Below are 22010 nucleotides of genomic sequence, written 5' to 3'. Positions count from 1 at the left end.
TAACCCAGAGGTCGCAGGTTCAAATCCTGTCCCCGCTACGAAGGTCAAGAGGCCCTCGAGACAATGTCTCGGGGGCCTCTTGCGTTGTCCCATTCCGACCAGATGCGTTGGCGGCAGCGAAGTTCCCGCGACCGCAGCGCGGCTCAGCCTGGGGGCGCGGGCTCGCCGTCGGGCGCGATGACGTACCAGTTGCCGCCGTTGAGGAAGATGTTGTGGCACAACACCTCGCGCTTTCCCTCGTTGACGTAGAAGTAGAGGGGGTGGCCGTTGTAGGTGACCTGGGTCGTGCCGTCAGCTCGCTGGGTCGTGGCCAGCAGTGTGCTGTCGACACCGGGTCCGGCGACGGGGTCGCCGGTGGTCAGCACAGGGGGCCAGGCGTCGGCGCAGTCGTCGTAGCAACGAGGTGTCGAGTCGGTTTCGATGTCGAAGAGGTAGATCGCCTGCCCGGTCGAGTCGTACAGCATCTGTCCGAACGGGCCGGTTGCGGCGTCAATCTGAGTGCCGGGTTCGCGGGGTCGAGCGGTGGGTTGGTCGACCGTCGACTCGGAGGTCCCCGTCGACGTTCGAACCGTGGTCGCGCTCGACTGGTTTGGCTCGTCGAGGCTACGGCTGCTGTCGTCGCCGCACGCAGTCAGAAGCACAAGCGATAGCGCCGCGGCGAAGCATCGAGTCCACATGAAGGGAAGTCTGCACCCTCTGTGTAATCGACGGGCGGCGATGCCAATTGCCCCGTCATGACTGCTTTGTCCTGGCGTTTCGACTTCTGGGCCGCACGCCTGTAACGTTGTGTTCACCGCCGCGGGGTGGAGCAGCTCGGTAGCTCGCTGGGCTCATAACCCAGAGGTCGCAGGTTCAAATCCTGTCCCCGCTACGAAGGTCAAGAGGCCCTCGAGACACTGTCTCGAGGGCCTCTTGCGTTGTTGTGAGCGCTCGACTTGCCGTGCCAATTGCGGGTCATCCAGTCAGGCCGGCCACTCGAGCTGGAGTGCTTGTAGCCAGGGGTCAAGGGGTGCGCCGATGATGCCGAAGGACTCGATGATCTCGTTGGTGTTCGCGGTTGCGTCTTCGTTGATGTCACCGTCTGGGGCGTAGATGATGGCGGTTTGGTAGGCGCTGAGGCGGTATCGGCGTTCGCGGGTTTCCGGGCGGGCAATCGCGACCAGTTCCAGCTTTCGCGCATCCAACTCTCGACTGGCGCGTCTCAGCAGCCGCTAGCGTGAATGCATTTATTTAAAGTGTATTTTCTTATCGTCAGCTAGTCGCTGCCATACCTTGATCAGGTCGCGGAGACCGGACAGGAAATGGGAGTCCATTATATCTAGACCCGATGTTGATTCCAGTTGTTCTATCAGTTCTTGTGCGCGCCGCTCGAATCCATCGAGGAGAAGCAGCGTCCCTGCTGACGACGTCAATCCCTTGTACCAGCTGGCCTCTTCTCGCAAATGCGACAGCTCCTGTTGAAGATAACCCGACGCCAGTGCCTCATCGAACAGCCGATCGTAGGTTTCGTCCGAAACCCACCATAGATAACTATCGTTCCGGGTTCGATCGGCCGGACTGGACGGATTGTTCTCTGGATTGAAATCAACGGCATACATCTGGAACCAAGTTCCGATCTCCTGGGGATCTCGTTCTAGATTTTATCTAGCCGGTTCTCTATGACTCGATCAAAGACAGTAACGCCTTCTTGAAGGCCCTCGAGGTAGTGCTGATCCATTGTCGGGAGCGGAGGTTGTTGCTGCATGATTTCTTCAATCCTCTCAAGTGCGCATTGGCGGAATGGGCGCAGGAGTCTTAGGGTGTCCGCCTTGTCTGGAAGTCCCTTGTAGCCGCGCGCAGCGATCTTCATCCAAGCGACATCGCCCTGTAGATATCCGCGTTCCAGGCAATCGTCGAATAGACGCTCGAAATTCTCGTCAGAAACCCACCAAACACACTCATTCTCGGAAGGTCTGCCCATCTCAGAGAAATTAAGGAAATACATTTTCTAAAACCCCACTCTGATAATTCGATACTGCTGGTCAGCTGGCAGCGAATCGACATAGTCGCGAATGCCAGCGATTTGTTCCGGTGTGTATCCGGTCAGGGACTGTCTGAATAACGGTGGATCCGGTCCTTGATTCAACACGCCGAGCTGAGCTTGGCAGGAAGGATCGACGATGACCGAAACACTAGATCCCATGGCAGAGGCTGAGGTGGATCAGAAGCAGTTGGCCGAGCAGCTCCTGGCTCAGGCCAAGGAGCAGGGCGTGGAGTTGATGGGCCCGAACGGACTCCTCAATCAACTCACCAAGAACGTCCTAGAGACCGCGTTAGACGCGGAGATGACCGAGCACCTGGGCTACGAGAAACATGATGCCGCCGGCCGCGGCAGCGGCAACTCGCGAAACGGGACGCGGTCCAAAACCGTACTTACCGAGATCGGGCCGGTGGAGATCGAAGTGCCACGTGACGTCGACTCTTCGTTCGACCCGCAGATCGTCAAGAAGAGACAACGCCGCCTTACAGGTATCGATGAGATCGTATTATCCTTGACTGCAAAGGGTTTGACCACCGGAGAGATATCTGCGCACTTTCAAGATATTTACGGAGCGTCGGTGTCGAAGGACACGATCTCACGTATCACCGACAAGGTCGTCGGGGAAATGACGGAGTGGCAGAACCGGCCACTCGATCGGGTGTATCCGGTGGTGTTCATTGATGCGGTGCACGTGAAAGTTCGCGATGGGCAGGTCACCAACCGGCCGATGTATGTGGCGATCGGGGTCACCGTCAATGGCGAACGCGACATCCTGGGGATCTGGGCCGGCGAGGGCGGTGAGGGCGCGAAGTTCTGGCTCTCGGTCCTGACCGAGATCAAGAACCGTGGTGTGGCGGACGTCTGCATCGTGGTGTGCGACGGACTGAAGGGATTGCCTGAGGCGATCAACACCGTCTGGGAACTCGCTGTGGTGCAGACGTGCATTATTCATCTGATACGCAACACTTTTCGGTTCGCTTCACGTAAATATTGGGATGCGATGGCGCGTGATCTCAAACCTGTCTACACCGCTCCGTCGGAGTCTGCGGCGAAGGAACGATTCGCTGAGTTCACGCAGAAATGGGGTCAGCAGTATCCAGCGATCATCAAGATGTGGGACAACGCGTGGAGTGAGTTCGTTCCGTTCCTGGACTACGACGTGGAGATCAGGCACGTCATCTGCTCGACCAACGCGATCGAGTCCGTCAACGCCCGCTACAGGCGCGCGGTACGGGCGCGTGGGCACTTCCCGACCGAACAGGCGGCGCTCAAATGCTTGTATCTGGCCACGCGCGCTCTGGACCCGACAGGGAAAGGTAAGGCACGATGGGCAATGAGGTGGAAGCCCGCGCTCAATGCGTTTGCGATCACCTTCGAAGGACGCATCACCCCGAACGGTAACTAACCGACATCAAGGTCGGATCCACCGTTAATCGGACACTCCCTCCGGTCATGTCGATGACGACAAAATCGACACTTTTCAACAGGTGTTTATCGATCGACTCAATGAAAGCGGTTTCCTTGCAGTATTGGCTGGCTTACCGTCTCCCATCTGGTCGTAGGTGCGTCCGAGGTCATCGACCCAGTCGTGCCCGGGGTCAGGTGGCGGTACGCCTTCGAAGGTGCGCCCGTTGAACCGTGGGTCATTCATCAAACGTATCGCGGTCTCGAACTCCTGCGGTCGCATGTGGATTGCGGTGTCGAGGTCGATGGTGGCGGGGTCGTCGCCATCGGGCACTGTTGGTTCGCCGCCTCGGTGGTTCGTTTGTCAACCGCAGCTCGGACAGCCAGGTGGTGATGAGTTTCCGGAGATTGTGGATATCGCTCCGCGGTGGCGCATCGGTTGATGGCGGATCCTCAGGTTCCTGCGGTGGAGGTTAAAGCTCTGGTGGGCCATCGTTGCTCGGCAACTCGGGTGCGGATGGATCGGGAATATCCGGAGTTGTTGAGGCGGCGGGTTCGGGTCGTGAGCGGATGGTGTCGAGGTGCCGGAACCGGGAGTTTCGGGGGTTTCAGGTTGTTCGGCGGGTGGCAGGTCGCCTGGGTTGTTCGGGGTTGGGTGTTTCTGGCTGGGGGTGGGGTCTCCCGGGGGTACGGGTTGGTTGGGTCCTGACCGAACCCGCGCCAAGAGCGGTGACTGCGAACGCGGCGAGCAATGCTCCCGGTAGCACACGAGAACGTCGGACTGTCATAGTGAATCCCCTCCGAGCAACCAGCGGTTTGATCGTCTGGCCCAGAAGCTAGCCCAGAGATTTACTATCTGCGACTAGAAGTCCAGGCTACACATGCATATAAGAAGGATTTGGGTTGCAGAAGCGTCGTATAGCCTGGTCGTGGCGGCGAGCAGCCGCTACGCTGTTATCAGATCGTTACATCTGACTACTGCGCGCCGGCCGGCTATTCCGGTCGTATGGATGTGTGGCCCATTCTGTGGAGCCGGAGCCGGAGCCGGAGCTGTCGGTCGTCTAACGGCGTGTCAACCGCGGACGACCATGTCGCGACGTTTCAAATTAGATTGTTGCAATTCTGGGGTACGCCGTCGACGCCAGCTTGTTTAGAATTCTGAGCATGGTGCTCTTGCTCCGCTTCGTCTCCCAGCAACGGCGCGAGTTGTCAGTCCGCTCTTGGGGTGTGTTCCTTAGCTGCGAGGACTACGAAAAAGACCCGCGTCCTGCTTGCAGGGCGCGGGTCTTTTGAATTGTCGGACATCACATCTCAGGTCGGATCCTCGTGGGTGACCGCCTTGTATCCGCGCGCGGCCGCGCGGTCGATGGCAGCCCGGACCAAACCGACGATCAAACCCTGGATGGCAGCCGCAGCGAACACCTCCGTGTTCGACCGGCTGAGATCGCTGGGCCGCGGCGCTTTCGCGTCGTTGTCGCCGACGCGCTTCCACACCTGACCGAAGACGGCAGTCGCAGCGAGCCCACCGACCACTCCGCTCGCGATCGACAGGGGCTTGTACATGGTCTTGGATACGGTGGTCATTTCTTTCCCTTCGAATGGCGACGACGGCGCAGGACGATGATCGCGATGATGGCGACGACGCCCGCGGCACCGAACGCAGCCAAAGGCTGCGGGTTCTCCTTGGCCTTCACCTGAGCGGTGTGCGCGGTGTCGGCGGCGGCCGACTTCACCCGGGTCGGTACATCGAGCTTCTGGGTCAGCGCCTCGACGGTCTCGGCCAGTTCGGCGCGCTGTTGCTCCACGGGCGGCGGGGGAGTCTGATCGTCCGCGGAGCCGGTGGGTGTGGGTTCTGTCATCACAGGGCCTCTCGAACGGTTGCGACGTCGGTCTGGACGCTGTGAACGGTGGCTTGGGGTGCCGGCGGGACGGCACTCTTGGCACGGGCTGCCCCGATCGCTGCGGCCACACCACCGACGATCAACAGCACTGCGGCGACGATGAGAGCCGCAAGCCACGCTGAAACAGCCGTTGCCAGGCCCAGAACAGCGGCGGCAACGAGGGTGCCGAGCCCGAAGAGCAGCAAGAGGGCGCCGGCTCCCGAGATCCCGATACCCACGCCCAGTCGGGTGCCCTTGGCTTTCACCTCGTCGAGGGCATTGCTCACCTCGGTCTTGACAAGCGTAGAAGTCTGCTCCGACAATCGCTCGATCAATTGCACGGTCGACAGGTCGGCCGGTGGCGTATCGCTCACGATTCCTCCTCTGGTCTCACGGTCTCCAGCGGGATACCCACGTCCGTAACTCGACAAACTGTGGGTCGGGGAGCCAATCCGTGAGATCAGAGGGCCGCGGCGGCAGGCTTTTTCATCTTGCGCACGGTTTTGCCGTCGGCGTATTGGCCCAGCGCGGTCATCACCCACCCCGACGGTTCGCGGACCATCTTGCACATCAGCACGCCCGTGCTCGCGTTTGAATCTGACAGCTCGAATCGAACCATCTCTTCTTTGGTGCCCGCATCGACCAACCGGCAGAACGCGCGCTGCACATCGGTGAACTTTTGCCCGGAGAACGAGTTGACCGTGAACACGAGGCCGACGACGTCCGTGGGGAGTCGGCCCAGATCGACGGTGATCATCTCGTCGTCGCCATCACCTGCCCCGGTCAGATTGTCTCCCGAATGGGCCACGGCCCCACCGAGTATCGACAGTTTGAGGAACCAGCAGGTGGCCACGACCTTGCGGGCGCCATCGAAGGCGATGCAGGACGCATCGAGGTCGATACTCGCCCGGCCCGGCGCAGGATCCCAGCCCAAACCCATCAGCACCTTGTTCTGCAGCGGCTTGCCGAACTTGGTCAGCAGCACTGATTGCTGCTTGCGGAGCACCACCCGGCCCTTGTCCAGGTTGGGCCGGTAGTCGGCCGCCGGTGGACCGGCGTGGGTGGTCGGGGGTGGCTGTGCCGGGGCATGTGTGGGCGATGTGGCCGCAGCGGTGGGCGGGGGCACCGCAGGTGCCGGGGTTGCCGGTTCGTCGTCGACGGAGATGCCGAAATCCGTTGCGATGCCTGCCAACCCGTTGGCGTATCCCTGTCCGACCGCGCGAACCTTCCAGTCGGCGCCCCGCCGGTAGATCTCGAAGACGACCAACGCGGTCTCGGCGGAGAGTTTGGCCGGGGTGAAGGCGATCTGGTGGGCGCCCGACGCGACGTCGATGAGTTCGGCCACCGGGTTCACCCCGGCGAAGGTGGTGGTCGGCGGATCGAGACTAGCGGTGATCACCACCTTGTCGATCGAGGTCGGGAGAGACGCCGGGGTGATGACGACGGCGTCCGGTGAGGACGCGGTGCCGGGAACGTGTCGAACCCCGGGGCCGATGGGAGCGTTGAAGAAGACGAGGTCGGCGTCCGAGCGCACCTTGCCGGTGGAGGTGAGCAGGAGTGCCGAGACATCGATACGCCGACCGGACGCGCTCACCTCGATCCGAAGCTCCGGCGAGGTGAGCGGGGTGTTGGCACCGGCCGTCATCGAGATGCTCATCTGGGCTCACTCCGAGTGGTGTGGTGTCCACCGGTTATCCGGTGACGTCGGTGTCGAAGGTACCGACCTGACCGAAACGCCGGGGACGCTCGCGCAATTCGGTGTGCAACCGAAATCGGACGAGTCGGACATCGGAGTACTCCGCGATCGCCGTTGTGCTCGACTACCGCTACTGTCCTGATTCATCTCGTAACTCCACCTGCCAAGACATGGGAGGGCTGCTGTGCCCGAAATCGATGGTGCCGCGACCGCGCTGGTCCTGATAGCGACCGCCATGGTGCTGCTGATGACTCCGGCGCTCGCGCTGTTCTACGGCGGCATGGTCAGGAGTTTCAGCGTCCTGAACATGATGATGATGAGTTTCATCGCGATCCCACTCGTGGCACTGGCCTGGCTGCTCGCCGGTTACAGTCTCGCTTTCTCCGACGATGCGGGGTTCGGTCTCATCGGGGGAGTCCACTCGTTCGGGCTCGCAGGTATCGGGCCGGAGTCGGTGCACGGTTCGATCCCGACGCTGTTGTTCGTGACGTTCCAGTTGACGTTCGCGGTCATCACGGCGGCGTTGATCAGCGGGGCCATTGCGGACCGGGCGAAGTTCGTTGCCTGGATCGCCTTCGTGCCGGTCTGGACCCTGCTTGTCTACGCGCCTGTCGCGCACTGGGTGTGGGGCCCCGGCGGCTGGATCTCAGAACTGGGTGCACTCGACTACGCGGGCGGCCTCGTCGTGGAGGTGACGTCGGGTGCTTCCGCCCTTGCCCTGGCCTTGGTGCTCGGACCCCGGCTCGGTTTCAAACACGATCCGATGCGGCCGCACAACCTGCCGTTCGTGTTGCTCGGTGCGGGTCTGCTCTGGTTCGGCTGGTTCGGGTTCAACGCGGGGTCGGCCCTCGCCGCCGATGGGATGGCCGCTGCGGTTCTGCTCAACACCCTGATCGCGGGCAGCGTGGGCATGGTCGGGTGGTTGATCGTCGAGAACAGCCGAGACGGCCATCCGACGAGTTTCGGTGCGGCGTCGGGCATCGTCGCGGGTCTGGTGGCGATCACGCCCTCGTGCGGCTCTGTCAGCCCGTTGGGTGCGGCGGCCGTCGGCCTGGCGGCAGGCGTCGTCTGCGCCTACGTCGTGCTGTGGAAGTTCAAGTTCGGTTACGACGACTCTCTCGACGTGGTGGGCGTGCACTTCACCGGCGGAGTCGTCGGTACCGCCCTGATCGGCCTTCTGGCCACCGGGATGATGACCGGTGACGCCGAGGGGCTGTTCTACGGCGGCGGGTTGCTCCTGCTCGGCAAACAACTGCTGGCGATCCTCGCAGTTGCGGCATACACCTTCGCGATGTCGTACGGCATCGGCAAGGTCATCGATTGGACCATCGGCTTCCGGGTGTCCGCGAAGGACGAACGCGAGGGCGTCGACTTCTCTGAGCACGCCGAGACCGCTTACGCCGAGCTGGAACGGTAAACGTCCGCAGGCTATTGGTGGTGGCAGGGTGGTGGCTGCACCCCTGCGATGGCATCGTGAAGTGATGACGATGAACCCAGAGAGCACGCCGGAAGGTTCGACCGGGGAATATAGCCTCGATGAGGACGACCAGTTGCAGCCGGAGGACACGCTCGACGACCGTGGTGTCGACGACGTTCTGGACGAGGGCTATTCGCCGCCCGAGCAGCCTGAAGGGATCAACCGTTACGGCACGACAGCCGACGAGCAGAGCCAAGGCGAGAACCTGGCCCAGCATCTCGCGGAGGAAGAACCAGATCCGACGGCGCTGGCGTATCAGCCCGACGCCCCGGATCCGGAATGGCGCTCCGACGAGGCCGACAGCGATCCCGAGTTCCCGGAGGACGAGCAGGTGGGTGATCGCCGATCGGGTCGTCTGATCGCGCCGGACGAAGGGGTGTCCGTGCATGACATCCAGCAGCGGCTCGCGACCGATGCGGGGATCGACGGCGGCGGTGCCTCGGCGGAGGAAGCCGCGGTGCACGTCATCGATGATGACGACGACGAGTTCTGAGCCGCGCCCACCGCTCGACGGGGTGATCGTCGCCGACTTCAGTCGGGTGCTGGCAGGGCCGCTGGCGACGATGACCCTGGCCGATCTCGGTGCCACGGTCATCAAGGTGGAACGGCCGGGGAGCGGGGACGACAGCCGGTCGTGGGGTCCACCGTGGACGCCCGCGGGATCGTCGTACTTCGAGAGTGTCAACCGGTCCAAACGCAGTATCTGCCTCGACCTTTCGAATCACGACGACCTCGTGGCAGCACGGGAGTTGGCTCGCCGCGCGGATGTCCTGATCCATAATTTCCTGCCCGGGCTCCTCAAGAGATCCGGACTCGACTACGAGACGGTCAGCAACGCCAATCCCGGAATAATCTATTGCGGGATCAGCGGCTTCGGGTCTGCCGCCGGCGCGGCACTGCCGGGGTACGACTTCGTCGTACAGGCGATGGGTGGCCTCATGAGCATCACGGGTGAGGCCGACGGTGATCCGATGAAAGTAGGTGTCGCGCTGGTCGACATCTTGACCGGTAAGGATGCGACGGTGGCTGTTCTGGCCGCGCTCGCCGCCCGGCAACGCGACGGTGTCGGGCAGCAACTCGACGTGAGCCTGATGTCGTCTTTGTTGGGAGCCTTGGCAAATCAGTCGTCCTCATATCTGGCGACGGGGCAGGCGCCGGGCCGAATGGGTAATCATCATCCGTCGGTCGCGCCCTACGAGCCCGTCCAGTGCCGCGATGCCCTACTCGTCGTCGCCTGCGGCAACGATCGTCAGTTCGCCGCTCTTGCAGAAGTTGTCGGTGAGCCTGAGCTGGCTTCCGATGAGCGGTTCGCGACCAACCGGGCACGCGTGGAGAATCGCCTCGCATTGACCAAGGTCCTGGAAGGGCATCTGAGCCGCGACACCGCGGTGGCGTGGGAATCGCGGATGCGGGACGCCGGCGTTCCTGCCGGCCGGGTCGCCGACATCGGTGAGGCCTTCGAGACCGCGAGCGATCTCGGGCTGGCGCCGGTGGTCGAGATGCCCGATGGGTACACCGATCAGGTGGCACATCCGGTCCGGTACTCGCGCAGTCCACTGCGCGCCTTCGAGCCGCCTCCGGGATTGGGCGAGCACACCGACTCCGTACGGCATTGGCTCTCCGGCGACGCTGCCGCACCGCCGCCCTGACCAGGCCCGGTCACGGGGTAAAGTTCCACCTCACCTGGTCTGGTTCAGGATCGCGTCCGCCGCACGGGCCGTGCCCTGGCCGTCGGCAAGTCGTTCTGCGATCACCGCGGCGGCCGCGGCGTACGTCTTGTCCTCGAGTACCCGGGTCAATGCCGTCGAGATTCTCGCCGGCGACGCCTTCTTGGGTAACACCTCACCGGCACCGGATGTGGCCACGGCCTTGCCGACCATCGGTTGATCGAGGAGTGGATGCATCGGGATGATGACCATCGGTAGTCCGTGCGCCAAGGCCTGAACCGTGGTGGAGTGGCCGCCGTGGCCCACGACCGCCGAGCACTTGGGCAGTACCTCGCGGTGTGGGATGAACTGATGCACATCGGCATTCGGCGGCGGGTTCAGTGACGTGGGGTCCACTGCCGGACCGGTCGTCACCACGAGGCGGATCGGCATCTCGGCGACGGCGTCCAGAATATTCTGCAACGTCTGTTGCTGGCCGGGGAAGTCGGTGGTGCTCAGACTGGCCAGGACCAGCGGAAGTCCTTGTCTCTCATGAGGACGCGCCGCCGGCTCGGCGGGGCCCGACCACACGAGTCGCGGATCAGCGGGTCCTCGTCCGGAGGGATCGAGTGACCGGTCGGAGACCACCAAGCGGAGATCGGTTGCGTGCCACGTTTTACGGACGCTGAGTCCTCGGGCGCGCGATACCGTCCCGACGGCCCGTCGGAACGATCCGTCGAGGTAGGCGTAGAAGGTGTGGAAGAGCGAGACAACAGGCACGTCCCGCCCAGCCAGCGCCGACATGACCGGCAACAACATGCAGTCCACGACGACGACGTCGTGGCCGGCGGCCGCCGATACCGCATCCTCGACCAGTGCATCGGTGGTGAACATCTTCAGGTAACCGAGAACGGCGGACAGCATCCCGTGATGCTGCGCGGAGGACCAGGGCGGCGGGTCCGTGTAGGCGATGAACGACAACCCGGCTGCTTCGACCTTCCCGCGCTGTTGTGCGTGACCCAGCACGGTCACCTCGTGACCGCGCGCCGCGATCTCCCGCCCCAGGGTGATCACGGGAGGGAAATTGCCTCCGGCGTCGAAAGTCACGAACAACACGCTTGCGCGCTGCGATCCGGTGGGCACCTGGCGCCTACGTGGCCGTCGTCAGGAGCGCGGTGATCATCCGGTCGACGCGCTTTTGCGCCTGCGCCCGCGTCAGGCCGCGATCGCGGCAGAGCACCTTCCAGGTGTAGACGTCGGTCGCGACCAGCAGCATGTCGATGAGCTCGTTTCGGGTTCGTGTCGCGATGCCGGCCAGTTGCGGCGCGAAGACCGAGGTGACCCACTCACGATGCGCCTCGCGCTCACCGCTGGTGAGTGACTGCGCCCGCCGATCCCAGCCCTCTTGGCCGAGCAACATGATGATGACGTCGCCGCGGGCCTCGAAGTGGTCGAATAGGGCGTCCAGGGCGGCGCGTACATTTCCGGGGGTGGTGACCGCCTGAGAGTTCAGCTGGTCGCCCACGAACGCGGTTGCTGCGTCGAGCAGTCCGTCACGGTTACCGAACTGGCGTAGGACGGTTTGTACGCTGACGCCGGCACGGGCGGCGACTTCGGGGAGCACTATCGTCGAAAACGGTTTCTCACCAGCCAGCGCGACGGTGGCGTGAAGCGCGCGCTGCCGGGTCAGTTCGGCGGACTCGGCACGCGAGCGCATGACGTAATTGCGCGTCGTCTTCATGTCTGCACACGCTAGCGGCCCCACAATTTCGTGTCAACGAGTACTACCGTGAAATGCACTCGAGACACAACATCGCCCGGGCCGCAGTGCGGGGCCCGGGCGATGCATAGTGCTGGTGTCAGCTGTAGAGGTTCTGACCGCAGACCGGCCATGCCCCGACGCCCTGCGTTGCCAAGACGTTCTCGGCGACTCGAATCTGTTCTTCACGGCTGGCATCGGAGGCGCTGCCCACGCCGCCGTTGGCTTCCCAGGTGGACTGGGTGAACTGGAGGCCGCCGTAGTAGCCGTTGCCGGTGTTGATCGACCAGTCGCCACCGCTCTCACACTGGGCGACCGCATCCCAGTTGTGAGCGCCTTCGGCGGATGCGGTTGCCGCGAAGGCCCCCATCGGCGCCAGCGTCAGTGCTCCGGCGATAGCAGTTCGAGCGGCAAGTTTGCGCATGCTTGTCATGTTTCCTCCTCGCGCCGCACAACCGTCAGATGCACGGGTGCGCGGGTTGGTGATTACTTCAGACATTTCTTGACCGTGTTCACGGCACGTCCAACGACGCTACGGACAGCTTGCCCAAAGGTCACATCGCCCTCGGCGGCGAACGAACTCGATGCGGATCGGTGATGGCGGGCGTCTGTGCAGGTCGGCTCGCTGCAGGCGCCCCCGGACCGAAAGTGTGGTCGAACCATGAATGTGACTCGGAACACCGATGAATTGTGAAGTGTGCCATCGAGAAAGGTGCGAAAAGGCCTGACTTCTCTGACTTCCACTGATGTGGTTCAACGGCTTTGGCGCACGCAAAGAGCCCCGCCCGTACCCCTCGATACGGCGGGGCTCTTCGCTGTGAGAGACGAAAAGTGCTCAGATCACTTCAGTTCGGCGCTGCTCTTCCCGAGAACGCGACGAGCGATGATCAGATTCTGGATCTGTTGTGTGCCCTCGAAGATGTCGAGAATCTTCGAATCGCGGGCCCACTTCTCGAGCAGCAGGTGCTCCGAATACCCAAGAGTGCCAGCGAGTTCCACCGTCTTGGTGGTGACGTCGGTGACTGTGCGGCCTGCCTTCGCCTTCGACATCGACGCCTCTTTGGAGTTGGGCTCCTTGTTGTCGGCCATCCACGCGGCCCTCAAAGAATGCAGGTATGCGGCTTCGAAATCCGATTCCATCCGGATGAACTCGGCGGCAGCGGCGTGCTGGTTGTTCGCCGGCCTGTCGTAGTCGATCTCGACGCCTGCCTCTTCGAGCAGTCGGCGCAACTCCTCGAGTGCTGCCCGCGTGACACCCACCGCCATGCCGGCCACCATCGGGCGGGTGTTGTCGAAGGTCTGCATGACCCCGCCGAAACCCTTCTTGGTGTCGACATCTGGTGAGCCGAGGAGGTTTTCCGCGGGAACGCGGCAATTCTCGAAACGGATCGCAGCCGTGTCCGAGGCCTTGATGCCGAGTTTGTGTTCGAGGCGTTCGATGGTGACGCCCGGGTGCTCGCGAGGAACCACGAAACTCTTGATCGCGGCGCGACCGGCGCTCTTGTCCACCGACGCCCAGACCACGATGTGGTCAGCGCGCGAACCGGCGGTCACATAGATCTTCTCGCCGTTGATGATGTAGTCGTCGCCGTCCCGCGTCGCAGTGGTCGAGACCGCGGCGGAGTCGGATCCGAAGGAGGGTTCGGTGATGGCCATCGCGGCCCACACCTTGCCGAACTTCTCGAGTTGCTCCTCGGAGGCCACTGCGGCGATGGCGGCGTTACCCAGACCCTGGTAGGGGATCGACAGCATCAGGCCGACGTCACCCCACGAGGTCTCCATGGTGTTCAGAACTGACTGCATGTTGCCGCCGTTGACGACAGCTCCGGCAGGGAGGTCCTTCTTCTCTTGCTTCTGCCCACGGCCGCCATCGGCGCCCGCGCCGGCCGCGCCGGCTTCGTTCAGGCCGTCGTACAGGCTGGCGAGGGTATCGAGTTCGACGGGGTATGAGTGTTCCGCGAGATCGTATTTGCGCGAGATCGGGCGGAAGATCTGGGCCGCGGCCTGGTGGGCCTGATCGACCGTCACATTCAGCTTCTTGGGAAGCTCGAGATTGATTGCCATGACTGAGTCTTTCGTGAAGTGTTGTGAGACAGGAGTGGTCAGGTCAACTAGAGGACGACGATGCCCTCGCCGATCGCGGCGCCGCGTAGATCGCGGAACCAGCGCTCGACGGGATGCTCTTTCGTGAAACCGTGTCCACCGAGCAATTGCACTCCGTCAGAACCGATCTGCATGCCCTTGTCGGCTGTGAGCTTGCGGGCCAGAGCCGCCTCGCGGGCGAAGGACAGTCCCTGTTCTGCGCGGGCAGCACCGCGCAAGGTGACCAACCGGATCGAGTCCAGTTCGGTGGCCATGTTGGCCACCATGAAAGCGACGGCCTGGCGGTTGGAGATGGGTTCGCCGAACGCCACCCGCTCGTTGACATAGGGGATGACGTAGTCGAGCACTGCATGGGCGGTGCCGACAGCGAGCGATGACCAGCCGAGGCGGGCGAGCCGCACCACGTCACGGTAGGCGGAGAAAGCCGCGTCGCCTTCTTGCTCGCCCAGCAGCGCATTCGACGGCACTGTGACGTCGGTGAGAAGGAGGCGTCCCATGCCGGCGGCGCGCACGCCCATACCGGGATCGGCTTCGACGACCAGGCCCTTGGTGCTCGACTCCACGATGAAGAGAGCGGGGCGCCCGTCCAGTTGGGCACCGATGATGAACAGCTCGGACGATCCGGCGGCGGGCACGAACGACTTGACGCCGTTGAGCCGGTAACCGCTGGGCACCCGAGTTGCCTTGGTCTGCAGCGTCATCGCGTCGAACAGTGCTCGCGGCTCGGCGATGACGACAGCCGACTGCGGGACGTTCTCGCCCGCGTAGTCGGGCAGGTAGGTCTTCTGCTGTGCATCGCTGCCGAACTGGGTCAGCGTCGTCGCCACACCGCTCGGTGCGAGCAGGGGCAGGGCGAGTCCCATGTCGCCGTACGCCATGGCCTCGGCAACCAACGAGTTGGTGACCACGCCACGCTCGGTGGCGGCGCCGTCGAACTCCTCGGGGACGTTGATCATGGTGATCCCCAGTTCCGCGCTGCGGGTGAGGATTTCGGCAGGTGCAGCTGCAGCCGCATCGGCGTCGTGGGCCGCGGGCCGCAGGATCTCGGTTGCGAACTCGCGAACCGTGTCCGCGATCATCTTCTGTTCGTCGTCCGGGAACAGGTTGAAGTAGTTCTTGGGGGTGGTGGTGAGCCGTTTGGCGTTGCCGCCACCCTGGGCCGACGCGAAGGCGCGGTTCGCGGCGCCGATCGTCTTGAAGCCGGTCTTGGTGCCCTCGTAGGCGATGCGGTTCAGAGGTTCGCGGAGCTTGTACTTGTCGGCGAACTCCGAACCGGTGACCGTGGTCAACACCCGCATCGCGGTACCGATCGCGCTGCGTCGGTGCGGGTTCTTGCCAACTGCGGATGTGTCGCGGGGTTCGGTATGAGTACTCATTCTCACCAGCTTGTCTCGTGCGATATGCGGCCAGTTCCAGGTGCCCGGCTGGGCCGGGCATGCCGATCTTACTCGGCGGTAAGAACTATCTTACTCACGAGTAAGGTCCTTTGTCACGCATCGCCGTACGAACGCTCGGGCAATCGGTGCAGACTGCAACTCGGTAGCCGCAGAAATCTTCTGTCGTCCCAGTTCAGGCGGGCGATTCGGAACACGTCATTCAAATGATCAGTATTTCTTCCAGGACCCGCCGATCACCGTGGTTGTGCCATATCGTCCTCTGCATGACAACACCTCCCCCCGGGTACCCGGCCCAGCCTCTCCAGCCGCAGGGTGGCCCGCACAACGACACTTTCTTCGTCTCATTGCTCGGCCAGGAACAGGGGCCCATGGGTTACCAGGACCTGGCCGGGTTGGTCCGGTCCGGTCAGGTCAAGCCCGAGACCCAGGTGCGGACGCAGGCGAGCAACTGGTTCCCGGTCTCGCAGGTCCCCGGCCTGTTCTCCGACAAGGAATGGCTCACTGCGCTCCTGCTGTCGGTGTTCGTCGGCGGCTTCGGCATCGACCGCTTCTACCTCGGCTACACCGGCCTGGGAGTTGCCAAGCTCCTGACCTGCGGCGGTCTGGGCATCTGGACGCTGATCGATATCGTGTTGATTGCGATGCGCAAGCTCCCCGACTCGAATGGTGTTCCTCTGAAGTGACGTCCCCGTCGACTCTGCCGAACCGGCGGCAATCCGAGAGCTCGATTCGGATTGCCGCCGGTTTTGGCGTCGGCGCCGTCGTCACGGCCTTCGCGGTGACACCGTCCCTCAGTACGTCCGGCCCCACCATGTGCCCGATGCGATTGATCACGGGCCTGCCATGCCCGGGTTGCGGCCTCACCCGTAGCTGGGTTGCCTCCGCTCACGGAGACTTCGCGGGAGCTTTCTCGTACAACATCTTCGGGCCCATCAGTTTTGTCGCCACGATCCTGTTCGTGGTCGCGGTGGGCATTCTCACCACACGCCGAAAGCCGGCCGCGCCGATTGCTCGGTTGTTTCGCCACCCGGTTGTCATCGCGGTGGTGGTGATCTGGGTGCTCTACGGCATCGCCAGGGTGATCGACCACCTGGTCGGCGGCGGAGTGTTCCCCGACATCGCCTGACGTTCGGCCCCGAGATCGTCCGATTCCGAGGGTGCAAAGGGCATATTTCCCTCGGCGACCCCTCAATCGGACGATCTCAAGAAAGTTGCTAGGTGACCTCAAGGGCGTCCTGATCCGGCAGGACCAGGAACTCGGTCGACTCATCGCTCATCTCCGAGAAGCGCCCATAGTGCATCTTGAGTCCGGCCTCCGCCAACAGGGCGTTGTGGATCGGAAAGCTCAGGCGCGGTTTCACCGCGCGCAGGTAGTCGATGGCCTCACTGATCTTCATCCACGGGGCCATCGTCGGCATCGCGAGCACATCGACCTTCTCCTCCGGAACGAACAACGAGTCACCGGGATGCATCAATTGCGCCGGATTGCTCTCATCTCCGAGGAGATAGGCGACGTTGTCGATGGTGGGGATGTCCGGATGGATCACGGCATGGGTGCCGCCGGCGATCCTGGTATTGATGCCACCGATGGTGAACTCGTCGCCTGGCTGGGCAGCCGTCCACGTTCCTGCGACATCGTCGTCGTTGAGCTGACGCGTCGTCTGCGGGTCGGCGTAGAGAACCGCCTCGGGGTTGCCTGCCACGAGATCGGGCAGCGTTGCGACGTCCACGTGGTCGGGGTGCTGATGGGTGATGAGGATCGCGTCGAGTCCGGTCACGCCGGTGAAGCCGTGTGAGAAGTTGCCCGGATCGAAAAGCACACGGGTGCCGTTCAACTCGACGAGGATGCAGGAATGGCCGAAGTGTGTGATCTGCATGGCCTCAAGTATGCGCCTCAGGCGGGACGCAGCGCGGAGAGAACAGTTGCGTGCAGGGCTCCGTTGGTTGCGACCGCACTACCGCCGTGGGGGCCGGCGTTACCGTCGAGCGCGGTGAACGACCCGCCGGCTTCGCGGACCAGGATGTCGAGCGGGGCCAGATCCCACAGAGAAACCTCGGGCTCTGCGGCGATGTCGACTGCGCCCTCGGCGACGAGGCAGTAGTTGTAGAAATCGCCGTATCCGCGCACCCGCCAGACCTGGTCGGTGAGGTCGATGAACTCGTCGCGGACGCCGCGATCGCGCCAACCGGACAGGCTCGAGAACGCCAGGCTCGCTGATGACACCTCCGACACCTTGGAGACGCGGATCGGACGCACGGCGGCGTCTGGTCCCTGGGCGAACGCCCCTTCGCCTGCCGAGGCCCACCAGCGCCGGCCCAACGCCGGCGCGCTGACGAACCCGGTCTGCGGAACGCCGTCGACCAGCAGGGCTATGAGGGTCGCCCAGACCGGGACCCCGCGGACGAAGTTCTTGGTGCCGTCGATCGGGTCGATCACCCATTGGCGCCCCGTCAGCGCGACGTCGCCGCCGAACTCTTCTCCGAGGACGTCGTCGCCCGGGCACTCCTGGGCTATCAACTCACGCAACCGCGTCTCGACGGCCAGGTCGGCGTCCGAGACGGGGGTGAGGTCGGGTTTGGAGTCGACGATCAGGTCGAGGGCGCCGAAACGGGCGGTGGTGATGGCGTCGGCGGCGTCTGCCAGCGCCAGCGCGATCTGCAGGTCGCGGGGTTCGGTCATGAAACGCCACGCTACTTGGCCGCGAGGTCGCTCGATCGCCCCGCGTCTTCACCCGTCATGTCCGGTTAGCCTTGGAACATGGTCGAGATCATTCTCATCGTGATGTTCGCCGCTGTACTCGCGGCGTTCCTGATCCAGTGGCGCCGCTCCCGGTCGGGTGAGACTGCAGGTGGCAGGCCCGGTGATCCGAGATTCTCCAATCGCGTTCCGGGCACCTTGACACTCACCGGGGTGTCCGATCAGCCCGTCGAAGGCGACAAGAACCATCAAGTCTTCTGCACGGTCTCGGGCACGATCATCGGACCCGACACCGCACCCACCGCCGTGTACGGGCGTTTCGTGGTGCCGTTGTCGATGAGCTGGCCGTCGGTCGGCGACGAGATCTCGGTGACCTACAAGCCGGGTAAGGCCGAGACGAGCTGGGAGCTCGCCGGGCCCATCGGCCACGATCCTGGCCAGGCCGGACCCAACCTGCGTAAGGACTGATAGGTATGGCGCTGCCGGACCGGTACCCTGAGTGATCGTGCATCCAGACGCCTCAGCAGACATCGACGCCCTCGATTCGACCCTCACCACCGTGGAGAAGGTCCTCGACCTCGAGGAGCTTCGGCGACGGATCGATGAGCTCGAACATCAGGCCGCCGATCCCGAGCTGTGGAACAACCAGGAACATGCTCAGCAGGTGACCAGTGAGCTGTCGCACGCGCAGACCGAACTGCGCCGGGTCGCCGAACTGCGCCAGCGCCTCGAGGACCTCCCGCTGCTGTACGAGCTGGCCGAATCCGAAGAAGGCGCCTCTCGCACAGAGGCCATGGCCGACGCCGACGCCGAACGTGTCTCTTTGCGCACCGACATCGAGGCGATGGAGGTCAAGACCATGCTCGCCGGTGAATACGATCACCGCGATGCCCTGGTCAACATCCGGTCGGGCGCCGGTGGGGTCGACGCCGCGGACTGGGCCGAGATGCTGATGCGCATGTACATCCGGTGGGCCGAGAAGCATGACTACAAAGTCGAGGTCTACGACACGTCGTACGCCGAAGAGGCGGGCCTGAAGTCTGCGACGTTCGCCGTCAAGGGGCCGTACATGTACGGCACCCTCTCGATCGAGATGGGCACCCACCGGCTCGTCCGGATCAGTCCCTTCGACAACCAGGGCCGCCGTCAGACGTCGTTCGCCGAGGTCGAGGTACTGCCTGTGGTGGAAACCACAGATCATATCGACATCGCGGAAAACGAACTGCGCGTTGACGTCTACCGTTCATCAGGTCCCGGTGGTCAGTCCGTGAACACCACGGACTCCGCTGTGCGACTCACCCACATTCCGACCGGTATCGTGGTGACCTGTCAGAACGAAAAGAGCCAGCTGCAGAACAAGGCCGCGGCAATGCGGGTTCTGCAGGCCAAGTTGCTCGAGCGCAAACGAAAAGAAGAACGCGCGGAGATGGACGCCCTCAAAGGTGATGGCGGATCCAGCTGGGGCAACCAGATGCGGTCGTACGTGCTGCATCCCTACCAAATGGTCAAAGACCTTCGGACCGAGTTCGAGGTCAACAACCCCACAGCCGTCCTCGACGGCGACATCGACGGATTCATCGAATCTGGGATCCGTTGGAGGATGGCGCAAACGGCCTAGGCCGTGTCGGGCCCGAGCTTCGAGCCGGCCCTGATTTTTCCACCGCAGCGGAGTTCGACCTGACCAGTAGGGCCGCGGCACCACACCGGAGGAGTAAATCGCTTGTTTCATGATGTAGTCGCGTTCGTGACGGCGGCCCCGTCCGGGCCCGCCGGCTCGGACCGCCTGATCCGATGGCTCTCGCTGCAGGGCCTCACCATCCTGTTGTGGGTCGTCGGCGCCTTGTTGGCCACCCGCTTCGTCCAGTGGATGGTCGGCCGGATCACCACCAAGATCGATTCGCAGTTCACCGAATCCGATGCACTCGTGCGGTCGGAGGCGATCAAACACCGGCACTCCGTCGCCCAGGTCATCGCCTGGGTGGCAATCGCGATCGTGTACATCATCGCGGGATTCAGCATCGTGCGAGAGCTGGGCGTTCCGATCACCGGTTTCGTGGCGCCCGCGACCGTGCTGGGTGCCGCCCTGGGATTCGGTGCCCAGCGCATCGTCCAGGATCTGCTGTCGGGCTTCTTCATCATCACCGAGAAGCAATACGGGTTCGGTGACGTGGTGTCGTTGGCGATCACCGGTGCGGCCGAACCCGCCGAGGGCACCGTCGAAGACGTGACGTTGCGCATCACTAAACTGCGCTCGGCGGATGGCGAGATGATCACCATCCCGAACGGCCAGATCGTCAAGGCCATCAACCTGTCCAAGGACTGGGCCCGCTCCGTGGTCGACATCCCGCTGCCGATCGGCGCCGACATGGCCCGGGTCAACGAGTTGATCGCCCAGATCGGCCACCAGGCATTCACCGACTCCCGCACCCGCAACCTGCTGCTCGACGAACCCACGGCCATGGGTGTCACCGACATCGAGGTCGACACCATGACGGTGCGGATCGTGGCCAGGACGCTGCCGGGCAAACAGTTCGAGGTCAGCCGAGACCTGCGCGCCAGAATCGTCAGGGCCTTCGGCCGGGCGGGCATTGCGCTCGCGCCGGGTACGGCCATCGAGACCGACTCCGTCGCGCCGGCAGCCGCTGAGGAGGGAAGCCGATGAGCGATGGCACCGGTGAGAACATCGACAAGAACGTGACCCCGCAACCAGTGACCCCGCAACCCGTGACCCGGCGATCCACGACGCCGGAAGCACCTTCGACGGCCCCGGCGGACACCGAAGGACCCGCGAACAGCCACAAGAAGACCCTCTGGGAGCGCATACCCCGGCGGATTTTCCGTGGCCGGGTTCGGACGACCACCGCGGCGCTGGTGGTGTTGTTCATCGCCGCACTGTTCCTCTACGGCCAGCGGTCGGATCACTACGCCAACCTCGACCAAGAGAACCGGCAGAATCAGATCTCGCAGGTTCAGGCACCACGAACCACCACACCTGAGCCGGTCGAGGAAGAGCCCACCGAGACGTCCACGCCGTCGACAACCGTCACCCCGTCCACCACGGTCCCGCCGACCGGCGAGGAGTCGTCGAGCTCGAGTTCGGAGGCGCCGACTACCACGACCACCACCCCGGGCGGCGGGTTCCGGCTCCCTGAGCTGCCGACGATCAGCATTGCGCCCTGACCGGGCGGCAAGTCTGAGGGGCGCGGCAAGTATTCGTGGCTACACTGGGCGACCGTGATCAGCGTCAACAATGTGACGATGCAGTACAAGGCATCGACCCGGCCCGCACTGCGGGATCTGTCTCTCGACGTCGACAAAGGCGATTTCGCATTCCTCATCGGGCCCTCGGGTTCGGGCAAGTCAACCTTCTTCCGGTTGCTCCTGAAAGAGGACAAGCCGACCTCCGGTGACGTCTACGTGGGCGACTTCCACGTCAACAAGCTGCCGGGCCGTAAGGTCCCCAAGCTGCGGCAGTCGATCGGATGTGTCTTCCAGGACTTCCGGCTGCTCCAGCAGAAGTCGGTGGCCGAGAACGTGGCGTTCGCCCTCGAGGTGATCGGCAAACCGCGCAACACGGTCTCCAAGGTGGTGCCCGAGGTCCTCGACTACGTGGGACTGTCGGGCAAGGCGGACCGGATGCCGTACGAACTCTCCGGCGGCGAGATGCAGCGCGTGGCCATCGCGAGGGCGATCGCGAACCGGCCGCTGCTCTTGTTGGCCGACGAGCCCACCGGAAACCTCGACCCCGACACCAGCCGGGAGATCGTCGAGGTCCTCGACCGCGTGAACCGTCGGGGTACCACCGTCGTGATGGCCACGCACGATCGTCAGATCGTCGACTCCATGCGGCGGAGAGTTCTCGAGTTCAGCAACGGTCGCCTGACCCGCGACGACGCCCACGGCGTCTACGGCCTCGGCGGCTGAGCCCAC

Annotated in this window: 26 protein-coding genes and 1 tRNA gene; 12 read left to right on the top strand and 15 right to left on the bottom strand. The window is 63.5% G+C overall.

Annotated elements, in window-relative coordinates; translation table 11 throughout:
* Window positions 1-143: 143 nt before the first annotated feature.
* Entirely contained in the window at window positions 144-677 is a 534-nt protein-coding gene (locus BH683_RS00740; protein WP_084834358.1) for a hypothetical protein, read from the bottom strand.
* Window positions 678-797: 120 nt separating this feature from the next.
* On the opposite strand from BH683_RS00740, the gene BH683_RS00735 reads away from it, so the two are divergent.
* Window positions 798-871, top strand: a tRNA-Met gene (locus BH683_RS00735).
* A 91-nt stretch (window positions 872-962) separates the two neighbouring features.
* On the opposite strand, the gene BH683_RS00730 is transcribed toward BH683_RS00735, so the two are convergent.
* The 3 genes from BH683_RS00730 to BH683_RS00720 are packed head-to-tail and all read right to left on the bottom strand — an operon-like array spanning window position 963 to window position 1960.
* Complete coding sequence (locus BH683_RS00730) at window positions 963-1184, bottom strand: hypothetical protein (RefSeq protein ID WP_084834357.1); 222 nt, start codon at window positions 1182-1184, stop codon at window positions 963-965.
* A 42-nt stretch (window positions 1185-1226) separates the two neighbouring features.
* A complete protein-coding gene (locus BH683_RS00725; protein WP_084834356.1) occupies window positions 1227-1598 on the bottom strand; it encodes a hypothetical protein in 372 nt (123 codons plus the stop codon).
* A 35-nt stretch (window positions 1599-1633) separates the two neighbouring features.
* A complete protein-coding gene (locus BH683_RS00720) occupies window positions 1634-1960 on the bottom strand; it encodes a hypothetical protein (RefSeq protein ID WP_143695945.1) in 327 nt (108 codons plus the stop codon).
* Window positions 1961-2159: 199 nt separating this feature from the next.
* Between BH683_RS00720 and BH683_RS00715 the strand changes: the two genes are divergently transcribed.
* On the top strand, window positions 2160-3425 hold the full coding sequence (locus BH683_RS00715) for an IS256 family transposase (RefSeq protein WP_084834354.1): 1266 nt from the start codon (window positions 2160-2162) through the stop codon (window positions 3423-3425).
* A gap of 1310 nt (window positions 3426-4735) precedes the next feature.
* On the opposite strand, the gene BH683_RS00705 is transcribed toward BH683_RS00715, so the two are convergent.
* The 4 genes from BH683_RS00705 to BH683_RS00690 all read right to left on the bottom strand — a co-directional run bounded on the left by BH683_RS00705 (window position 4736) and on the right by BH683_RS00690 (window position 6961).
* Complete coding sequence (locus BH683_RS00705; RefSeq protein ID WP_084834352.1) at window positions 4736-5008, bottom strand: DUF4235 domain-containing protein; 273 nt, start codon at window positions 5006-5008, stop codon at window positions 4736-4738.
* Window positions 5005-5283, bottom strand: a complete 279-nt coding sequence (locus BH683_RS00700) for a DUF3618 domain-containing protein (RefSeq protein WP_084834351.1) — start codon at window positions 5281-5283, stop codon at window positions 5005-5007. Before BH683_RS00700 ends, BH683_RS00705 begins: the two co-directional genes overlap by 4 nt.
* Window positions 5283-5678 (bottom strand): phage holin family protein, encoded by a 396-nt coding sequence (locus tag BH683_RS00695; protein ID WP_084834350.1) that lies wholly within the window; start codon window positions 5676-5678, stop codon window positions 5283-5285. Before BH683_RS00695 ends, BH683_RS00700 begins: the two co-directional genes overlap by 1 nt.
* Window positions 5679-5764: 86 nt before the next feature.
* Entirely contained in the window at window positions 5765-6961 is a 1197-nt protein-coding gene (locus BH683_RS00690; RefSeq protein ID WP_210405137.1) for a TerD family protein, read from the bottom strand.
* A 223-nt stretch (window positions 6962-7184) separates the two neighbouring features.
* Between BH683_RS00690 and BH683_RS00680 the strand changes: the two genes are divergently transcribed.
* The 3 genes from BH683_RS00680 (at window position 7185) to BH683_RS00670 (ending at window position 10126) form a co-directional block, all read left to right on the top strand.
* Window positions 7185-8417: an ammonium transporter gene (locus tag BH683_RS00680; protein WP_084834347.1), complete on the top strand. Its 1233-nt coding sequence runs from the start codon at window positions 7185-7187 to the stop codon at window positions 8415-8417.
* 64 nt (window positions 8418-8481) lie between these two features.
* On the top strand, window positions 8482-8970 hold the full coding sequence (locus tag BH683_RS00675; RefSeq protein ID WP_084834346.1) for a DUF5709 domain-containing protein: 489 nt from the start codon (window positions 8482-8484) through the stop codon (window positions 8968-8970).
* The gene (locus BH683_RS00670) at window positions 8951-10126 is read left to right on the top strand and encodes a CoA transferase (protein WP_084834345.1); all 1176 of its coding nucleotides are present in this window, start codon (window positions 8951-8953) and stop codon (window positions 10124-10126) included. The genes BH683_RS00675 and BH683_RS00670 overlap by 20 nt, the downstream gene beginning before the upstream one ends.
* 30 nt (window positions 10127-10156) lie before the next feature.
* Here BH683_RS00670 and BH683_RS00665 read toward each other — a convergent pair whose 3' ends face one another.
* From BH683_RS00665 to BH683_RS00645, 5 genes are all read right to left on the bottom strand, one after another.
* Window positions 10157-11230, bottom strand: a complete 1074-nt coding sequence (locus BH683_RS00665) for a nucleotide disphospho-sugar-binding domain-containing protein (RefSeq protein WP_168186934.1) — start codon at window positions 11228-11230, stop codon at window positions 10157-10159.
* Between the two features lie 43 nt (window positions 11231-11273).
* Window positions 11274-11864 carry a TetR/AcrR family transcriptional regulator gene (locus BH683_RS00660; protein WP_084834343.1) on the bottom strand — a complete coding sequence of 197 codons (591 nt, stop codon included), beginning with the start codon at window positions 11862-11864 and terminating at the stop codon, window positions 11274-11276.
* Window positions 11865-11982: 118 nt separating this feature from the next.
* The gene (locus tag BH683_RS00655; RefSeq protein ID WP_084834342.1) at window positions 11983-12315 is read right to left on the bottom strand and encodes a transglycosylase family protein; all 333 of its coding nucleotides are present in this window, start codon (window positions 12313-12315) and stop codon (window positions 11983-11985) included.
* Between the two features lie 407 nt (window positions 12316-12722).
* Window positions 12723-13946: an acyl-CoA dehydrogenase family protein gene (locus BH683_RS00650; protein ID WP_084834341.1), complete on the bottom strand. Its 1224-nt coding sequence runs from the start codon at window positions 13944-13946 to the stop codon at window positions 12723-12725.
* Window positions 13947-13993: 47 nt separating this feature from the next.
* On the bottom strand, window positions 13994-15361 hold the full coding sequence (locus tag BH683_RS00645; protein WP_084834340.1) for an acyl-CoA dehydrogenase family protein: 1368 nt from the start codon (window positions 15359-15361) through the stop codon (window positions 13994-13996).
* Between the two features lie 284 nt (window positions 15362-15645).
* On the opposite strand from BH683_RS00645, the gene BH683_RS00640 reads away from it, so the two are divergent.
* Together BH683_RS00640 and BH683_RS00635 are read left to right on the top strand one after the other, a co-directional pair.
* Window positions 15646-16065 carry an NINE protein gene (locus BH683_RS00640; protein ID WP_084834339.1) on the top strand — a complete coding sequence of 140 codons (420 nt, stop codon included), beginning with the start codon at window positions 15646-15648 and terminating at the stop codon, window positions 16063-16065.
* A 137-nt stretch (window positions 16066-16202) separates the two neighbouring features.
* On the top strand, window positions 16203-16508 hold the full coding sequence (locus tag BH683_RS00635) for a DUF2752 domain-containing protein (protein WP_168186933.1): 306 nt from the start codon (window positions 16203-16205) through the stop codon (window positions 16506-16508).
* An 88-nt stretch (window positions 16509-16596) separates the two neighbouring features.
* Here the strand turns inward: BH683_RS00635 and BH683_RS00630 are convergent, their stop codons facing one another.
* Together BH683_RS00630 and hisN are read right to left on the bottom strand one after the other, a co-directional pair.
* Window positions 16597-17259 carry an MBL fold metallo-hydrolase gene (locus BH683_RS00630; RefSeq protein WP_084834337.1) on the bottom strand — a complete coding sequence of 221 codons (663 nt, stop codon included), beginning with the start codon at window positions 17257-17259 and terminating at the stop codon, window positions 16597-16599.
* A gap of 17 nt (window positions 17260-17276) precedes the next feature.
* On the bottom strand, window positions 17277-18062 hold the full coding sequence (hisN, locus tag BH683_RS00625) for a histidinol-phosphatase (RefSeq protein WP_084834336.1): 786 nt from the start codon (window positions 18060-18062) through the stop codon (window positions 17277-17279).
* A gap of 78 nt (window positions 18063-18140) precedes the next feature.
* Between hisN and BH683_RS00620 the strand changes: the two genes are divergently transcribed.
* The 5 genes from BH683_RS00620 (at window position 18141) to ftsE (ending at window position 22004) form a co-directional block, all read left to right on the top strand.
* A complete protein-coding gene (locus BH683_RS00620; protein ID WP_210405136.1) occupies window positions 18141-18548 on the top strand; it encodes a hypothetical protein in 408 nt (135 codons plus the stop codon).
* Between the two features lie 37 nt (window positions 18549-18585).
* On the top strand, window positions 18586-19698 hold the full coding sequence (prfB, locus tag BH683_RS00615; protein WP_084834361.1) for a peptide chain release factor 2: 1113 nt from the start codon (window positions 18586-18588) through the stop codon (window positions 19696-19698).
* Window positions 19699-19824: 126 nt separating this feature from the next.
* A complete protein-coding gene (locus tag BH683_RS00610) occupies window positions 19825-20742 on the top strand; it encodes a mechanosensitive ion channel family protein (protein ID WP_084834335.1) in 918 nt (305 codons plus the stop codon).
* A complete protein-coding gene (locus BH683_RS00605; protein WP_084834334.1) occupies window positions 20739-21260 on the top strand; it encodes a hypothetical protein in 522 nt (173 codons plus the stop codon). Before BH683_RS00610 ends, BH683_RS00605 begins: the two co-directional genes overlap by 4 nt.
* A 54-nt stretch (window positions 21261-21314) precedes the next feature.
* Entirely contained in the window at window positions 21315-22004 is a 690-nt protein-coding gene (gene ftsE, locus BH683_RS00600) for a cell division ATP-binding protein FtsE (RefSeq protein ID WP_084834333.1), read from the top strand.
* Window positions 22005-22010 lie beyond the last annotated feature (6 nt).

The sequence above is a fragment of the Williamsia sp. 1138 genome, from assembly GCF_002095435.2.
Lineage (GTDB): Bacteria > Actinomycetota > Actinomycetes > Mycobacteriales > Mycobacteriaceae > Williamsia.
Note: the sequence above shows the minus strand (reverse complement) of the source record. Positions and strands in the feature narration are given on the sequence as shown.

Excerpts from the sequence above, each read along its gene's own strand:
- BH683_RS00620 (WP_210405136.1), top strand. The coding sequence starts at position 18,141 with ATGGTCGAGATCATTCTCATCGTGATGTTCGCCGCTGTACTCGCGGCG.
- BH683_RS00645 (WP_084834340.1), bottom strand. The coding sequence starts at position 15,361 with ATGAGTACTCATACCGAACCCCGCGACACATCCGCAGTTGGCAAGAAC.
- BH683_RS00690 (WP_210405137.1), bottom strand. The coding sequence starts at position 6,961 with ATGAGCATCTCGATGACGGCCGGTGCCAACACCCCGCTCACCTCGCCG.
- BH683_RS00605 (WP_084834334.1), top strand. The coding sequence starts at position 20,739 with ATGAGCGATGGCACCGGTGAGAACATCGACAAGAACGTGACCCCGCAA.
- BH683_RS00705 (WP_084834352.1), bottom strand. The coding sequence starts at position 5,008 with ATGACCACCGTATCCAAGACCATGTACAAGCCCCTGTCGATCGCGAGC.
- BH683_RS00640 (WP_084834339.1), top strand. The coding sequence starts at position 15,646 with ATGACAACACCTCCCCCCGGGTACCCGGCCCAGCCTCTCCAGCCGCAG.
- BH683_RS00715 (WP_084834354.1), top strand. The coding sequence starts at position 2,160 with ATGACCGAAACACTAGATCCCATGGCAGAGGCTGAGGTGGATCAGAAG.
- BH683_RS00670 (WP_084834345.1), top strand. The coding sequence starts at position 8,951 with ATGACGACGACGAGTTCTGAGCCGCGCCCACCGCTCGACGGGGTGATC.
- BH683_RS00700 (WP_084834351.1), bottom strand. The coding sequence starts at position 5,283 with ATGACAGAACCCACACCCACCGGCTCCGCGGACGATCAGACTCCCCCG.
- BH683_RS00655 (WP_084834342.1), bottom strand. The coding sequence starts at position 12,315 with ATGACAAGCATGCGCAAACTTGCCGCTCGAACTGCTATCGCCGGAGCA.
- BH683_RS00740 (WP_084834358.1), bottom strand. The coding sequence starts at position 677 with ATGTGGACTCGATGCTTCGCCGCGGCGCTATCGCTTGTGCTTCTGACT.
- BH683_RS00675 (WP_084834346.1), top strand. The coding sequence starts at position 8,482 with ATGACGATGAACCCAGAGAGCACGCCGGAAGGTTCGACCGGGGAATAT.
- BH683_RS00650 (WP_084834341.1), bottom strand. The coding sequence starts at position 13,946 with ATGGCAATCAATCTCGAGCTTCCCAAGAAGCTGAATGTGACGGTCGAT.
- BH683_RS00635 (WP_168186933.1), top strand. The coding sequence starts at position 16,203 with ATGCGATTGATCACGGGCCTGCCATGCCCGGGTTGCGGCCTCACCCGT.
- BH683_RS00630 (WP_084834337.1), bottom strand. The coding sequence starts at position 17,259 with ATGCAGATCACACACTTCGGCCATTCCTGCATCCTCGTCGAGTTGAAC.
- BH683_RS00660 (WP_084834343.1), bottom strand. The coding sequence starts at position 11,864 with ATGAAGACGACGCGCAATTACGTCATGCGCTCGCGTGCCGAGTCCGCC.
- BH683_RS00720 (WP_143695945.1), bottom strand. The coding sequence starts at position 1,960 with ATGGGCAGACCTTCCGAGAATGAGTGTGTTTGGTGGGTTTCTGACGAG.
- BH683_RS00725 (WP_084834356.1), bottom strand. The coding sequence starts at position 1,598 with ATGTATGCCGTTGATTTCAATCCAGAGAACAATCCGTCCAGTCCGGCC.
- hisN (WP_084834336.1), bottom strand. The coding sequence starts at position 18,062 with ATGACCGAACCCCGCGACCTGCAGATCGCGCTGGCGCTGGCAGACGCC.